Source organism: Erwinia sp. TECH1 (assembly GCF_054057575.1).
The window spans coordinates 913,502-927,926 of the sequence record NZ_JBSRZK010000001.1 but is presented as its reverse complement, the minus strand read 5'-3'; the positions used below and the strand labels follow the sequence as shown (position 1 = coordinate 927,926).

Here is a 14,425-nt window from a genome sequence, read left to right as displayed (position 1 = left end):
TTATGCCTGAATCCGGAAATTTTTAGCTGTTTGTTTCGCGTCTGGCGCTTTTAGGACGAAATGCTGCTACTACCGCCTCATGCGTTTCCACATAAGGGCCATCCAGCAGCTGGATGCAGTAGGGCACGCTGGCGAAAATACCGTGCACTTTCGCTTTGCCGTCCGCGTCCTTTAAGCCTTCCAGCGTCTCTTTGATCGATTTTGGCTGCCCCGGCAGATTAATCACCAGTGACTGCTTGCGGATCACGCCAACCTGGCGCGAAAGGATAGCGGTCGGCACAAAATTCAGGCTGATCTGACGCATCTGTTCGCCAAAGCCCGGCATTTCGCGATCCGCGATAGCCAGCGTGGCGTCCGGCGTCACGTCGCGTCTGGCCGGCCCGGTTCCGCCGGTAGTCAACACCAGATGGCAAAACAGCTCGTCCACCAGCTCGCAAATGGCGTGCTCAATCATCGGCTGCTCGTCGGGCACCAGCCGTTTCTCAACGGTAAAAGGCGTCGCCAGCGCCGTAGAAAGCCAGGCTTCCAGCGCCGGTAAGCCTTCGTCCTGATAGATGCCGTTAGCCGCGCGATCGGAAACGGAGATCAATCCTATGCGTAAAGTATTCATTGTGTCGTCACTGTGAGGCCGGCCGCGGGAGGGCGCGGTTTTATAAGGGGAACAGGGGAAGGATAAACATTGCCACGCTTGATGTACAGGACGCGGCCGGCGAACCGACCGCGTGAGGGAATTACAGCAGTTCGGCGAGCATCTTATCCAGCTTGGCCTGGTCAAGCGCGAAGTTGCGAATGCCCTGCGCCAGCTTATCAACCGCCATTGGATCCTGGTTGTGCTCCCACAGGAATTCCGCTTCGGTCATTTTAGCGGGACGCGCTTTGACTTCGCCGGTGTAGGAGAGCTTACGCTCCAGCGTGCCTTCGCTTTCCGCCAGCTCTTTCAGCAGCGCCGGGGAGATGGTCAGACGGTCGCAGCCGGCCAGCTCAACGATCTCGCCTACGTTGCGGAAGCTTGCGCCCATAACCACGGTTTCGTAACCGTGCTGCTTGTAGTACTGGTAGATTTCAGACACGGAAACCACGCCCGGATCTTCATGCGGCGCGTACTCTTTCTTGTCGGTATTGGCTTTGTACCAGTCCAGAATACGGCCAACGAAAGGAGAGATCAGGTAGACGCCCGCTTCGGCGCAGGCGCGGGCCTGAGCGAAGGAGAACAGCAGCGTCAGGTTACAGTTGATGCCTTCTTTTTCCAGCTGCTCGGCGGCGCGAATGCCCTGCCAGGTGGAGGCCAGCTTGATCAGGATGCGGTCGTTGCTGATACCGGCATCGTTATAGAGCTTGATCAGCGCGCGCGCTTTATTGATGCTGCCTTCGGTGTCGTAAGAGAGACGCGCATCGACTTCCGTAGAGATACGACCCGGCACCAGCTTCAGGATCTCCAGACCAATTTTGACGTTCAGCATATCTGCCGCGTACTGGATCTGCTCTTCTTTGTTGCTGGTCTGCTCGCGCGCCCACGTTACGGCTTCATCGATCAGCTTACGGTATTCCGGGATCTGTGAGGCATTCAGGATCAGTGAAGGGTTAGTGGTAGCGTCTTGCGGTTGATACAGCTTCATCGCTGCGATGTCGCCGGTATCGGCAACAACGGTGGTGAGCTGGCGCAGGGAAGTCAGTTTGTCCGTCATGGTTGTCATTCTCTCAGAAGAGTTATCGGGTTCTTGAAACTGTCTGCCACGGATAATATCACGCGAGACCGACCATGCAAGGTAAGCTTGCGGCCAGGCCACTGAGTGCTAAATCGCGCCCTTTATTTAGCTAATTTGTCCGGGCCGATAGCAGTGATTTGTCGTGCCACGGCGCTTTTTTGCTACACTGCCTGCGCTTTTTTTTGCCCTCCGATGGCGTATTACATAAGGATTCTGTCATGTTGATGGTGATCTCCCCGGCCAAGACGCTGGATTTCGCAAGCCCGCTGGCGACCGCCCGCTTTACGCAGCCCGCGCTGCTGAATGATGCCAAAAAGCTGATTGACGTGGCGCGCGACTTGACGCCCGCGCAGATCGGCTCACTGATGAGCATCAGCGACAAGCTGGCCGATTTAAACGCCGGTCGTTTTCAGGCATGGCAAACGCCTTTTACGCCGGATAACGCGCGCCAGGCCATTCTGGCTTTTAAGGGCGACGTTTACGCCGGACTTCAGGCGGAGACCTTCAGCGAAGACGACTTCACCTTTGCCCAACAGCATCTGCGCATGCTTTCCGGGCTTTACGGCCTGCTGCGGCCGCTGGATCTGATGCAGCCTTACCGTCTGGAGATGGGCACTAAGCTGACCAACCCTGCCGGCAAAGATCTTTATGCCTTTTGGGGCGACAGGCTGACCGAAGCGCTGAACGCGGCGCTGGCGGAACAGGGCGACGACGTGCTGATTAACCTGGCTTCCGATGAGTATTTTAAAGCGGTGAAGCCAGCGAAGCTGCAAGGCCGCATCGTCAAGCCGGTGTTCCTGGACGAGAAGAACGGCAAGTTTAAGGTTATCAGCTTCTACGCCAAAAAGGCCCGTGGCCTGATGAGCCGTTATATTATCGAGTGCCGCCTGACGCAGCCGGAACAGCTGAAAGCGTTCGACGTTGACGGCTACTTTTTCGTGGCTGACGAAAGCAGCGAGCGCGAGCTGGTGTTTAAACGTCACGAAATCGTCTGATCCCGCTTTCGCGGGCGAGCCGCCTTTTCAGATCCAGCCATAGCGTTTTGTTATGGTGCCGAACCGCGCCGCCGATCGCTCTACTCAAGGTTTATCTGCATCAGCCTTGAGGTAATTATGGATCGGCAAGCGCTTCTTAAAACCGTCACTGACAGGGCCTGGCACGCCACGCATCCTCCCACCGTAAACGCCGCCGCGCCCACGCTGCAAAATCCGCTGCCCGTTGGCTCGCATGCCTGGCTGCAAGCGGCAGCGGCGCAGTTTGGCGTAGACGAAAAGGCGCAGCAGCAATTTGCCACAACCGGCCTGCTCCGCCTGGACGCGCTGCATGTAGTTATGATTTGCCAAAGCGAAGATCCCGTCCCGCTGTGGCTCGTCGTTGGCTATTTGCGCACGCCCCAGGCAATCCATTCTGAAACCTGGCAGCAGCTGTTGCTGCGCGCTAACGGCGTGGCGATGGCGATGAACGGCATCAGCCTCTCGCTGGATGAACAGGGTACGACGCTGCTGACCAGACGCCTGGCTTTTGACGCCGTTGATGATGCGCTGGCGCTGGCGGCCATCCTTAACGATATCGACGCCCTTGCCGCCAGCCTGATCGATTTACTGCTGTCTCTCGGCCAGCCCGAGGCAACGCAGCAAGCAGACAAAGCGCCAGCGCTGCCCGGCTGGGTCATGGGCTGGCAGCAGCAGACAGCTTTAAAAATCGATGCGCTGGCGGCACAGGCGCTGGCCGCCCGGTGGCACTACCCGCTGGTGCAGCAGGCTGTCGCCGCGTTAGAACTGCCCGCAACGCAATACCAGCTCAACGGCTGCCTCTGTTCGCTACGCTTTCCCGAGCGTGAGATAGCCATTACCGCCGACGGTGACGGCCGCCACCTTTTCCTTTCCACGCCGCTTGAGCTGAAGACGGATGACGCCCTTCGGCTGCTGGTCGCCAACGGGGATTTACAGCCGCTGACGTACTGCTCGCTGGGGCTTTATCAGGAAGAGGTCAGCCTGCTCTGCCGCTGGGATTCCCTGGGGCTGGACGGCCTTGATTTAGCCGAATGGCTGGCAAATCTGATGACCCTGACCATGGCTTTCAGTAGCGATACACAGAGAGGCGACTTATGACTGATTCAATCCAGCGCGCGCCCGCCCTACAGCAGATGACCGTGCAGAACAGCCGGGGCGATATTGAAAGCGGCCCGCTGCCCACGGGGCCAGCGCGCGCGGCCAGGGCGAGCCACGCGGCAGGCCAGTTTTTTTCCGGCCTGGCGGAGGGCGCCAGAAAAGGGTTACAGACGACCTCGGGCGGCCTGCAAACCGTTGGCAACGCGGCATGGGGCGGCTTAAAAACCGGCGGCAGCTACGCCGCCGACAAAATGACGGTAGCGGGCAAAGCGGGCTGGCAGGGCACGAAGTATGTTGGTAATCAAAGCTGGAAAGGCGCAAAAATTGCCGGAAAAGCGGGCTGGAACGAAACCAAACACTCCGCCGTCACCTTGGGGAAATTCGCCTCTGCGCCGCTGCAAAACAAAGCCTGGGGCGCGCTGGGCGGCCATGCGCTACAGCAGATGGTGACCTGCGGGCTGCCGACGCTGATGCGCGAAGAGGCATTTATCGAGGCCTATAACATGATGCTGCCGCATCTGGCCGAGAAGCATCCGGCCGCCGCCGTGGGGCTTCAGGTCGCGGTGTCGCTGGCAAACATCGCCGCGCATCACCATATCAGGGAGCCGCGTCTGGCACGCGATCCGCAAAACAATGCCGTTGCCGTGCGCGGTCAGTTTGGCCTGAGTCCGGGCCAGGCAGACGTGATCCAGCGCGATAAGCCGCAGGAATGGCAAAATATGACGGACAAACACCAGCAGGACTCACAGCGCGTAACCGGGCAGCAGGTCGCCGCCGAACTGATGAATATAGGCATGTCGGCGGCTGGCGTGCTGACCGGCAACCCTGGCTTAACCACCCGCGTGCTCAGCACCCAGCTGCGCAACGTGCTTTACGCGGCCTCGCGCGAATCTTTGCAGGCGACCGGCAGCATGGTGGCCTCGCGCGACGGCAAACCAAGCCACGGCGTCAGCGATGGCGATATGCGCACCAACGGTGCCTGGTACACGCTGAATACGCTGGCGATGGGCATGTTGCAGGACGGTCTGATCCAGAAAGCGCTGCCGCAGGGCTATACCGTTTCCGGCCCTGAAATTCGCGATGCGGCCGGGCAGCGGCTCAGCGGGAAAGAGCTGCACGCGATGGCGGCGCTGGTTTCCGGCATCCGGGCCGCCTGCAACACCGTGATTGAGACGGGCGACGCCTTTCTGGGCAAGCATTATGACGCCAAACGCGCGGGCGACTCGCAGAAGTTCTCCCCTTCCCTGCCGATGAAAGATTATGGCCGCCTGCTGGATCACTCCATTGCCCGCCTGAGCTGGAATAACTTCGCCAATGCCAGCACCCTGGCCGCGCAGCAGGTGCTGAATGCGGCGACCAAAGGCTCGCTGTCGCCGCAGCTCTCCAGCCTGCTGAACAACGGCGGCACCGCAGCCGCGTTTGGCCTGACCTACAAGATGGTGAACCAGATCTATCAGGCGCACAGTAAAGTGCGCGCCGCCGTAGCAGCTGCCACCAGCGGGCCGGTGAATATCACCGCCGCCGGACAGCCGAATCCGGCAGCGGATAGCCGTAGCCAGCAGGCGATAGCCGCGCCGCCTTCCGGGCAGCAAACGGCCGCTATTCAGCCTTCAGGGTCACCACAATCAACCGGAAACTCAGGAGAGCCCTCCACCAGCGGGACGGCATAACAGGCAGGAAAAGACCCTTACGGGTAAGGGCCAATGTTTGATGACAGACTTAAAAGCCTGCGACTCTACACTGTCGTTTTTGATAGCGACACAACCGCTTCACAGCGGCAGAGGCTGAGCGGATAAGCGGACCGTTTTCGCGCATGGACGCGCGAAACGAGCCTACATGGACGTATTCACGGCGTGTCCGTGTTCCGATCTGCCTCCGCTGCTTTCCACCGGCCCCAATGCGACTTGATGACAGAGGATGAGTGTGTCAACAATCTCAGGCCCTTATGAATAAGGGCCGCAGGCGTTATTTGTAAAGCAGGAAGTCGCGCAGCTCGGCGAAATCGGCGGCCATCTTGTGCGACAGCAGCGGCAGATCGGCGCGATCCGCCAGCTCCTGCGGCAGCGGCAGCGTCTGGCCCAGGATTTCTTCCACGCTCTCCTTGAACTTGGCCGGATGCGCCGTCCCCAGGAACAGCCCGAACTCGCCTTCCTGTAGCTGATCGCGCAGCAGTCGGTAAGCGATAGCGGCGTGCGGCTCGGAGATATAGCCCAGATCCGCCAGCTCGCGCATAGTAGCGCGGGTGGTTTCATCATCTACCGCGCCAAAGCCCAGGTCGGTCAGGCGCCAGGTTTTGCGGCGGAACAACTCCTCAACGCGCGGCCAGTTGTTCGGCTGGCTGACGTCCATGGCGTTCGACAACGTGGAAACGGTAGCGGCAGGCAGCCACTCGCCGCCTTTCAGGAAGCGCGGCACGGTGTCGTTGGCATTGGTGGCGGCAATAAAACGCTTCACCGGCAGGCCCAGTGATTTCGCCAGCAGGCCCGCCGTCAGATCGCCGAAGTTACCGCTCGGCACCGACACCACCAGCTGATTGCGTTTTTCCTGCGCCAGCTGCGCCACCGCTTCAAAGTAGTAGCAAATCTGCGCCAGCAGGCGGCTGATATTGATCGAGTTCGCCGAGTTCAGGCCGATGGCCTTCTTCAGCAGCTCGTCGTCGAAGGCCTGCTTGACTAGCGACTGACAGGTATCGAAATCGCCGTCGATAGCGATCGTCTGGATATTGCCTCCCAGCGTACAGAACAGCTTCTCCTGCAACGGGCTAATTTTGCCCTGCGGATAGAGGATCACCACGCGCACGTTGTCCATGCCGTAAAACGCATGGGCTACGGCCGCACCGGTATCGCCAGAAGTGGCGGTCAGGATGGTGATCTTCTCGTCCGCGCCGCTGACGTAAGAGAGCATCTGCGCCATAAAGCGGCCACCGAAGTCTTTAAAAGCCAGCGTCGGGCCGTGAAACAGCTCCAGCGCAGAAATATCGTCGGTGACTCTCGCTACCGGCGCGGGGAACGCAAACGCGTTTTTCACGCGCTCGTGCAGATGATGCGCGTCGATTTCGTCGCCGATAAAAGCAGAGAGAATTTTGCTGCTGCGGCTGACGAAATCCATCTCCAGCATGGCGTCGATATCGGTCAGCTCAAACTCCGGCAGCTCCAGCGGGAAAAACAGCCCCTGCTGGCTGCCCAGACCCTGTTTAACCGCCTGTGAAAAGCTGACCTGCTCGTTGTGATCTTTCAGATTATAAAGTTTCATGCGTTATCCCAGTTTACGTGCGCCAGCCGTGTCTAAGCGGCAAATATGGACGAAGCCTTCCTCGTTTTGCAGGTAGTGCTGGCGAAGCCAGTCTGCCATGCGCTGCGCCGTGTCGGCCTGATTACAGACGGCGAACAGCGTCGGCCCGGAGCCGGAAATGCCGCAGGCCAGCGCGCCGATATCCTGGGCGGCCTGGCGGGCATTGGCGAAGCCCGGTAACAGTTTAGTGCGGTAGGGTTCGGCGATCACGTCGCGCATCAGCTTCGCCGCCAGTTCCGGCTGCTGAGTGTGGCAGGCGTGAATAAAGCCGCCCAGATAGCGGCCGTGTTTGATGATATCTTCTTTGCGATATTGCGCAGGCAGGATCGCCCGCGCCTCGGCGGTGGAAACCTTGATGCCGGGATAGGCCATCACCCACAGCCAGTCATCAAAGCATGGCACCGGCTGGCTGATCGCGCCGTTCTCTTCCAGCATCAGCTGCAGGCCGCCCAGGAAACAGGGTGCCACGTTATCAAAGTGGACGCTGCCGGAAACCCGGCCTTCCAGCTCGCCCATCAGCGTCAGCAGCTGGTTGTCGTCAAGCGGCCTGCCGCAATGTTCGTTCATCGCCATCAGTCCGGCCACCACCGAACAGGCGCTAGATCCCAGACCGGAGCCGATCGGCATATTTTTTTCCAGCGTCATCGCTACCGGTACGCGTTTGCCTGTCGCCTCGCAAAAGCGATCCCAGCACTGCCAGACGATATTTTCCTGCGGATCGGCAGGCAGCTTGCTGACGAAGCGTCCCTCGTTGCGCAGGCTGAACTCGCTGGCCGCCTCCACCGTTACGCAGTCGCCCAGCAGCGTTCCGTCGACGGGCGAAACCGCCGCGCCCAGCACGTCGAAGCCGACGCTGACGTTGCCAATTGAGGCTGGCGCATAGATCTTAACCATGTTTAAACTCCCAACTTCCATGACAAGGTGCGTAACAGATCGGCAAACACGCCCGCGGCGGTCACGTCGTTACCGGCACCGTAACCGCGCAGCACCAGCGGTATAGGCTGGTAATAGCGGCTGTAAAAAGCTAAAGCATTTTCGCCGTTTTTGACTTTATACAGCGGATCGTTGCCGTCAACGGCGTCGATCTTCACGTGGCAGCGGCCGCCCTCTTCAATCACGCCGACAAAGCGCAACACTTTGTCCTCATCGGCCGCGCGGCGTACGCGGGCGGTAAAAGCGTCGTCCAGCTCCGGCAGCCGCTGCATAAAGGTTTCCACGTCCAGCGCGTTAAACGCCTCCGGCAGCACGGCTTCGATTTCGATATCGCTCAGCTCCAGCTGATAGCCCGCTTCACGCGCCAGAATCAGTAACTTGCGCGCCACGTCCATCCCGGAGAGATCGTCGCGCGGATCCGGCTCGGTAAAGCCCATTTCGCGCGCCGTACGGGTCGCTTCCGACAGCGACACGCCCTCGTCCAGCTTGCCGAAGATATAAGAGAGCGATCCGGACAGAATGCCGGAGAAACGCAGCAGCTCATCACCGGCGTTAAGCAGGTTTTGCAGATTTTCAATCACCGGCAGGCCCGCACCCACATTGGTATCGTACAGGAACTTGCGGCGCGATTTAGCCGCCGCCGCGCGCATCTGCTGATAGTACTGCCAGGACGAGGTATTGGCCTTTTTGTTAGGCGTGACCACGTGAAAACCATCGGCCAGAAAATCCGCATACTGATCGGCTACGGCCTGGCTGGAGGTACAGTCGACAATCACCGGGTTAAGCAAATGATACTCTTTCACCAGACGGTTCAGGCGCGCCAGGTTAAAAGGCTCTTTGGCTTCCTGGAGCGCGGCCTGCCAGTTGTCCAGCGGAATGCCGTGCACGTTGGTCAGCAGCGCTTTGGAGTTGGCGATGCCGCAGACGCGCAGATCGATATGCTTGTTCTTCAGCCACGCCTGCTGGCGGGAAAGCTGTTCGATCAGCGCTGCGCCCACGCCGCCGATGCCGATCACGAACACTTCGATCACCTGGTCGGTGGCGAACAGCATCTGATGCACCACGCGCACGCCGGTCGTAGCGTCGTCGTTATGCACCACCACGGAAATAGAGCGCTCTGAAGAGCCCTGCGCAATGGCCACGATATTGATATTGGCCCGCGCCAGCGCCGAGAAGAACTTCGCGGAGATACCGCGCAGCGTACGCATTCCGTCGCCCACCACCGAAATCACGGCCAGATTTTCCATCACGTCCAGCGGCTCCAGCAGTCCGTCTTTCAGCTCCAGGAAGAACTCGTCTTCCAGCACGCGACGGGCGCGCAGCTGATCGCTTTGCGGCACGCAGAAGCTGATGCTGTATTCGGAAGAAGACTGGGTGATCAGCACCACGGAAATGCCGCTGCGGGACATGGCGGCGAACACGCGCGCGGCCATGCCGATCATCCCTTTCATGCCGGGCCCGGAGACGTTAAACATCGCCATGTTATTCAGGTTGGTGATGCCTTTTACCGGGTTATCGTCGCTGGCGCTGTCGCCGCCGATCAGCGTGCCGGGCGCCTGCGGGTTGGCGGTATTTTTAATCAGGCAGGGAATTTGAAACTGGGCGATCGGCGTGATGGTGCGCGGATGCAGCACTTTAGCGCCGAAGTAGGAAAGCTCCATCGCCTCCTGATAGGACATGGTTTTCAGCAGGCGGGCGTCCGGCACCTGACGCGGATCGCAGGTGTAAACGCCATCGACATCGGTCCAGATTTCACAGCAGTCGGCGCGCAGACAGGCAGCCAGCACGGCGGCGGAGTAGTCGGAGCCGTTACGGCCCAGCACCACCAGCTCGCCCTTTTCGTTTCCGGCAGTAAAGCCCGCCATCAGGATCATATTTTCGGCAGGGATCTGCGCGGCGGCGATACGGCGAGTGGATTCAGGAATATCCACGGTGGACTCAAGATAGTGGCCAACCGCCAGCAGCTTTTCAACAGGATCGATCACGCTGACGCCGTAGCCGCGCGCCTGGAGCAGCCCTTCCATAATGGCGATCGACAGCTTCTCGCCGCGACAGATAATGGCGGCATTGACGCTGTCCGGGCACTGGCCGAGCAGGCCGATACCGTGCAGCACCTGCTTCAGCTGAGCGAACTCCGCATCCACCACGGCTTTCAGACGGGCGTAGGGAAATTTCGGCTCCGCTTCCGCCAGCCCTTGCAGCAAAACGTCAAAAATCTTTTCGGCATCGAGCAGGTTTACCTGCGCATCCTGCCCGCTGATGGTTTTTTCAATCATCGCCACCAGATGGTTGGTGATTTTGGCCGGCGCGGACAATACGGTAGCGACCTGTCCCTGCTTAGCATTGCTCTCCAGAATATCCGCCACGCGCAAAAATCTTTCCGCGTTGGCGACTGAGGTTCCACCGAATTTCAGCACTCGCATAATCATCTCCTGAATTTTTGCCGAAAAAAAAGCCCGCACTGTTTAAGGTGCGGGCTTTTTTTATTTTTTCCTGTATGCGTCAGCCCGCACCGTTACCTGTGGTAATGGTGGTGGTGGTAATAATGATTGTTGTCATCAGGCTGTAAGTACGCATTTTAGATTTTACTGTCTGTCTTGAATTTGTCCGCTTTCAGAAGTAAAGCAAAGCCCTGGCTAAGTCAATTTTTTTATCCGCAGGCGCAAATCGGCTGACAAAACGCCCGCCAGGGATTTGGCCTGAAAACAGATCTTAACCAAGGCGAAAGCCGCTTACCCTTAGCATGTCTTGCTATGTATAAAGCGTTAACCAGTTTTTTTATCTATAAGATTTTTTTCTATGTCGTGCAGCAGCCGGTGCAGCATAGCGGTGTCGCGCTGTTGCAGCGTGCCCAGACGCTGATCCAGCCAGTCGACCAGTTTGCGATCGTCGCTGACCTCAAGCCGCTCAACCAGCTGGCTGAGCCGCTGGCGCAGCGCCTTCAGCTGCTGACCGTCAGCCGTGACGGCCGGCACGGCGGCGACCTGACGCAGCGCCGACAGCTGATAGCAGTACACCATCACCGCCTGCCCAAGATTCAGCGAAGGATAGTCCGCCGCCATCGGAATGCCGGTCAGCAAATCCACCTGGTCTAACTCCTCATTCGTCAGGCCGGTATCCTCACGCCCAAACACCAGCGCCGCGCTGCCGATCCACTGCTGCTTTTCCGCCAGCTGGCTTTCTACCTGCTGCGGCGTGGCGTAATAGCGGAATTTTGCCCGGCTTCGCGCGGTGGTAGCGATGCTGAAGTCGATATCCGCCAGCGCGGCAGCCAGCGAAGGCCAGTGCGTAGCCTGTTCCAGGATCTCGCCTGCGCCATGCGCGACCCGTCGTGCGCCCGCTTCCAGATGCGCCTGACTGTTTACGATCCGTAATTCATCAAATCCCATGGTTTTCATGGCGCGGGCCGCCGCCCCCACATTTTCAGGTCGGGCAGGTGAAACAAGTATCAGGGGAAAACGCATAAGGGCCTTCTTAAGTTCAGTGTGGACATATCCTGAGGGTCCCGTGGCATAAGATGGACGGGAAACCTCTGCTATCATTTTAACAAATCAACAACATACTAACGACCTGTCTGACCAGCTATAATTATAAACTACGGCTTTTTTCCGCTGATTTTAGCGATAAAAACATTTATCTGACGATAATCTCATGTAGTTCAGGCAATTAAGAATTGTTAAATTTTATCTATACTCTTTGCAAAGAAAGCCGTTTATTTTTTCATCTTTGCGCGGCGCTTATCCAGCTAAATCGCCCTTTGGCGGGGCGTTTTTCAACAGCACCTCAACGTGCTACAATTGGATTGATATAAGTCAATTAAGCTTTATTTATTGGCTGTTGGTCGTGGCTTGTGCTGTTATGTTGCTGTTAATGAGGTTAGGATATACGCCATTTTTGACCTTGCCGAGACAGGGAATATACTTTTTTATCTGGTATTTTCCGGTCCATGAATGGCTTGTGAACATATTCCGTACAGCCCGCGTTACGCGTCAATCGGCGCCCGCGTATTACCCATACGGTAACTGCTGTATGCCCATATCGTTTTTTGGCAATTTTAGGTAGCGAACACATGCAGACCCCGCACATACTTATCGTTGAAGACGAATTAGTTACTCGCAATACTCTCAAAAGTATTTTTGAGGCCGAAGGCTACATGGTTTATGAAGCTACGGACGGTGCAGAAATGCATCAGGTTTTGACAGAGAACGACGTCAACCTGGTCATCATGGATATAAACCTTCCCGGCAAAAACGGCCTGCTGCTGGCGCGCGAACTGCGTGAACAGGCCAACGTGGCGCTGATGTTCCTGACCGGCAGGGACAACGAAGTCGATAAGATCCTCGGCCTTGAGATCGGGGCGGATGACTATATCACCAAGCCTTTCAACCCGCGTGAGCTAACTATCCGCGCCCGTAATCTGCTGTCGCGCACCATGAATCTGGCGCCGCACAGCGAGGAGCGCAAGCTGGTTGAAAGCTATCGCTTTAACGGCTGGGAGCTGGATATCAACAGCCGCTCGCTGATTGGCCCGCAGGGCGAACAGTACAAGCTGCCGCGTAGCGAATTCCGCGCGATGCTGCACTTCTGCGAGAATCCGGGCAAAATCCAGACCCGCGCCGATCTGCTGAAAAAAATGACCGGCCGCGAGCTGAAGCCGCACGATCGCACCGTGGACGTCACCATCCGCCGCATTCGTAAACATTTTGAGTCCACGCCGGACACGCCGGAAATTATCGCCACTATTCATGGTGAAGGTTACCGTTTCTGCGGCGACCTGCAGGAGTAAGCCGGTGCTGCGTTGAGGGGTCGTTTTTCGCGGCCCCCTCTCGCTTGCCTTAGCGGCTCCAGGGCATGATGGGAACGGCGCTTAACGCATTTTTAGGCGAGCCTTCCACCACCTTGTCGGAATAGCTAAGGTAAATAAGCGCGTTACGTTTGCGGTCGTAAAAGCGGACTACCTGTAGCTTTTTGAACACCAGCGAGGTGCGCTTACGAAACACCACTTCACCTTCTGCTTTCCCTTGGGCAATCTTGTCGCTGAGCGTTATCGGCCCAACCTGCTGGCAGGAAATAGCGGCATCCGACGTATCTTCCGCCAGACCTAACCCGCCTTTGATCCCGCCGGTTTTTGCCCGGCTGAGGTAGCAGGTCACGTTTTGTACATCGGGATCGTCAAAGGCTTCGACCATAATCTTATGATCGGGCCCAAACACTTTAAAGGTGGTATCGACCGAGCCGACCACTTCGGCGCGCACCGCAAGAGGGGTGAGCATTATTGCCGTGACCATTAACATTTTTTTCATTGTCATAACGTTACCATTGCATAGAAAATAGATGACATTGTAAGTTACCTCGCTTAGCGCTTTTACGCTGGCGGACCTGGCGTGCCCCGGTATAGCATACCGGACTAACAAAACGAAAGTTCACTCTCAGCAATCCCAGAACTGCTGCTGCACCAATATTAACCAGGATGAGGACGTTTTATGGATCAAGCCGGTATCATTCGCGACTTGCTAGTCTGGCTTGAAGGCCACCTTGACCAGCCGCTGTCTCTGGATCACGTCGCAGCCAGAGCAGGCTATTCAAAATGGCATTTGCAAAGGATGTTTAAAGAAGTTACCGGTCATGCTATCGGCGCCTATATTCGTGCACGTCGGCTGTCAAAAGCCGCGGTCGCGCTGCGCCTGACCAGCCGCCCTATTCTGGATATTGCCCTGCAGTATCGCTTCGACTCGCAGCAGACCTTTACGCGCGCGTTTAAAAAACAGTTTAACCAGACGCCGGCCTGGTATCGTCGCGCCTCCGACTGGCACTCCTTCGGCCTGCGTCCGCCGATCCGGCTGGATGACTTTCAGCTGCCCGAAGCCACTTACGTCACCCTGCCGGAAACGGTGCTGGTGGGACAAACGCAAAGCTATACCTGCACGCTGGAGCAGATTTCCAGCTATCGCGATGAGATGCGCCTGCATTTCTGGCGGCAGTTCCTGACGGAAACGGACACCATCCCGCCCGTGCTGTACGGCCTGCACCAGTCGCGGCCCAGCGTGGAAAAAGATGACGAGCAGGAAATTCTCTACACCACCGCCGTGCCGTCCGATAAGCTTTTCCATCCCGTCCCGGCAACGCAAACGGTGCTGCTGGAAGGCGGCGAGTACGTGCAGTTTACCTACGAAGGGCCGAGAACCAGCCTGCAGGAGTTTATCCTGCTGCTTTACGGTACCTGTATGCCGACGCTACAGCTGACGCGCCGCCACGGGCAGGATATTGAGCGTTTCCACACGCACGGCGGCAAAAGGCAGCCGGAACCGCCACAAGATATCCGCTGCGAATATCTGATCCCGATCCGCCGCCAGGCTGAGGAGTAAGCCGGTTCAGCCCGGCTTC

The 14,425-nt window shown here is 57.9% G+C and carries 13 protein-coding genes and 1 other annotated feature; of the genes, 5 read left to right on the top strand and 8 right to left on the bottom strand.

What is annotated here, in order from left to right; all coding sequences use genetic code 11:
• Window positions 1-22 precede the first annotated feature (22 nt).
• Both mog and tal read right to left on the bottom strand, forming a co-directional pair.
• Entirely contained in the window at window positions 23-610 is a 588-nt protein-coding gene (mog, locus tag ACVWZ0_RS04235; protein WP_125290515.1) for a molybdopterin adenylyltransferase, read from the bottom strand.
• 121 nt (window positions 611-731) lie between these two features.
• Entirely contained in the window at window positions 732-1,685 is a 954-nt protein-coding gene (tal, locus tag ACVWZ0_RS04230) for a transaldolase (RefSeq protein WP_253455383.1), read from the bottom strand.
• Window positions 1,686-1,924: 239 nt separating this feature from the next.
• Here tal and yaaA point away from each other — a divergent pair, with 239 nt between their 5' ends.
• The 3 genes from yaaA (at window position 1,925) to ACVWZ0_RS04215 (ending at window position 5,487) form a co-directional block, all read left to right on the top strand.
• The gene (gene yaaA / locus ACVWZ0_RS04225; protein WP_253455384.1) at window positions 1,925-2,701 is read left to right on the top strand and encodes a peroxide stress protein YaaA; all 777 of its coding nucleotides are present in this window, start codon (window positions 1,925-1,927) and stop codon (window positions 2,699-2,701) included.
• Window positions 2,702-2,818: 117 nt separating this feature from the next.
• Entirely contained in the window at window positions 2,819-3,817 is a 999-nt protein-coding gene (locus ACVWZ0_RS04220; RefSeq protein ID WP_253455385.1) for a type III secretion system chaperone, read from the top strand.
• Window positions 3,814-5,487 (top strand): hypothetical protein, encoded by a 1,674-nt coding sequence (locus ACVWZ0_RS04215; protein ID WP_253455386.1) that lies wholly within the window; start codon window positions 3,814-3,816, stop codon window positions 5,485-5,487. Before ACVWZ0_RS04220 ends, ACVWZ0_RS04215 begins: the two co-directional genes overlap by 4 nt.
• 295 nt (window positions 5,488-5,782) lie before the next feature.
• On the opposite strand, the gene thrC is transcribed toward ACVWZ0_RS04215, so the two are convergent.
• The 5 genes from thrC to ACVWZ0_RS04190 form a co-directional block, all read right to left on the bottom strand.
• Window positions 5,783-7,069 carry a threonine synthase gene (gene thrC, locus ACVWZ0_RS04210; protein ID WP_253455388.1) on the bottom strand — a complete coding sequence of 429 codons (1,287 nt, stop codon included), beginning with the start codon at window positions 7,067-7,069 and terminating at the stop codon, window positions 5,783-5,785.
• 3 nt (window positions 7,070-7,072) lie between these two features.
• Window positions 7,073-8,002: a homoserine kinase gene (thrB, locus tag ACVWZ0_RS04205; protein WP_253455389.1), complete on the bottom strand. Its 930-nt coding sequence runs from the start codon at window positions 8,000-8,002 to the stop codon at window positions 7,073-7,075.
• 2 nt (window positions 8,003-8,004) lie between these two features.
• A complete protein-coding gene (thrA, locus tag ACVWZ0_RS04200) occupies window positions 8,005-10,464 on the bottom strand; it encodes a bifunctional aspartate kinase/homoserine dehydrogenase I (RefSeq protein WP_253455391.1) in 2,460 nt (819 codons plus the stop codon).
• Window positions 10,465-10,486: 22 nt separating this feature from the next.
• Window positions 10,487-10,611, bottom strand: a sequence feature (Thr leader region).
• Window positions 10,544-10,618 carry a thr operon leader peptide gene (gene thrL, locus ACVWZ0_RS04195; protein WP_301252455.1) on the bottom strand — a complete coding sequence of 25 codons (75 nt, stop codon included), beginning with the start codon at window positions 10,616-10,618 and terminating at the stop codon, window positions 10,544-10,546. (Overlaps the previous feature by 68 nt.)
• A 188-nt stretch (window positions 10,619-10,806) precedes the next feature.
• Complete coding sequence (locus tag ACVWZ0_RS04190; protein ID WP_253455393.1) at window positions 10,807-11,505, bottom strand: tRNA/rRNA methyltransferase; 699 nt, start codon at window positions 11,503-11,505, stop codon at window positions 10,807-10,809.
• Between the two features lie 605 nt (window positions 11,506-12,110).
• Here ACVWZ0_RS04190 and arcA point away from each other — a divergent pair.
• Window positions 12,111-12,827 carry a two-component system response regulator ArcA gene (arcA, locus tag ACVWZ0_RS04185; RefSeq protein ID WP_125290506.1) on the top strand — a complete coding sequence of 239 codons (717 nt, stop codon included), beginning with the start codon at window positions 12,111-12,113 and terminating at the stop codon, window positions 12,825-12,827.
• Between the two features lie 49 nt (window positions 12,828-12,876).
• Here the strand turns inward: arcA and creA are convergent, their stop codons facing one another.
• On the bottom strand, window positions 12,877-13,350 hold the full coding sequence (creA, locus tag ACVWZ0_RS04180; RefSeq protein ID WP_253455395.1) for a protein CreA: 474 nt from the start codon (window positions 13,348-13,350) through the stop codon (window positions 12,877-12,879).
• A gap of 174 nt (window positions 13,351-13,524) precedes the next feature.
• Here creA and robA point away from each other — a divergent pair, with 174 nt between their 5' ends.
• The gene (gene robA, locus ACVWZ0_RS04175; RefSeq protein WP_253455397.1) at window positions 13,525-14,406 is read left to right on the top strand and encodes an MDR efflux pump AcrAB transcriptional activator RobA; all 882 of its coding nucleotides are present in this window, start codon (window positions 13,525-13,527) and stop codon (window positions 14,404-14,406) included.
• The last annotated feature ends 19 nt before the right edge of the window (window positions 14,407-14,425 follow it).

Bases quoted from the DNA above. Each gene is read 5' to 3' on its own strand.
- thrA (WP_253455391.1), bottom strand. From the start codon at position 10,464: ATGCGAGTGCTGAAATTCGGTGGAACCTCAGTCGCCAACGCGGAAAGA.
- tal (WP_253455383.1), bottom strand. From the start codon at position 1,685: ATGACGGACAAACTGACTTCCCTGCGCCAGCTCACCACCGTTGTTGCC.
- yaaA (WP_253455384.1), top strand. From the start codon at position 1,925: ATGTTGATGGTGATCTCCCCGGCCAAGACGCTGGATTTCGCAAGCCCG.
- mog (WP_125290515.1), bottom strand. From the start codon at position 610: ATGAATACTTTACGCATAGGATTGATCTCCGTTTCCGATCGCGCGGCT.
- ACVWZ0_RS04190 (WP_253455393.1), bottom strand. From the start codon at position 11,505: ATGCGTTTTCCCCTGATACTTGTTTCACCTGCCCGACCTGAAAATGTG.
- ACVWZ0_RS04220 (WP_253455385.1), top strand. From the start codon at position 2,819: ATGGATCGGCAAGCGCTTCTTAAAACCGTCACTGACAGGGCCTGGCAC.
- ACVWZ0_RS04215 (WP_253455386.1), top strand. From the start codon at position 3,814: ATGACTGATTCAATCCAGCGCGCGCCCGCCCTACAGCAGATGACCGTG.
- arcA (WP_125290506.1), top strand. From the start codon at position 12,111: ATGCAGACCCCGCACATACTTATCGTTGAAGACGAATTAGTTACTCGC.
- robA (WP_253455397.1), top strand. From the start codon at position 13,525: ATGGATCAAGCCGGTATCATTCGCGACTTGCTAGTCTGGCTTGAAGGC.
- thrC (WP_253455388.1), bottom strand. From the start codon at position 7,069: ATGAAACTTTATAATCTGAAAGATCACAACGAGCAGGTCAGCTTTTCA.
- creA (WP_253455395.1), bottom strand. From the start codon at position 13,350: ATGACAATGAAAAAAATGTTAATGGTCACGGCAATAATGCTCACCCCT.
- thrB (WP_253455389.1), bottom strand. From the start codon at position 8,002: ATGGTTAAGATCTATGCGCCAGCCTCAATTGGCAACGTCAGCGTCGGC.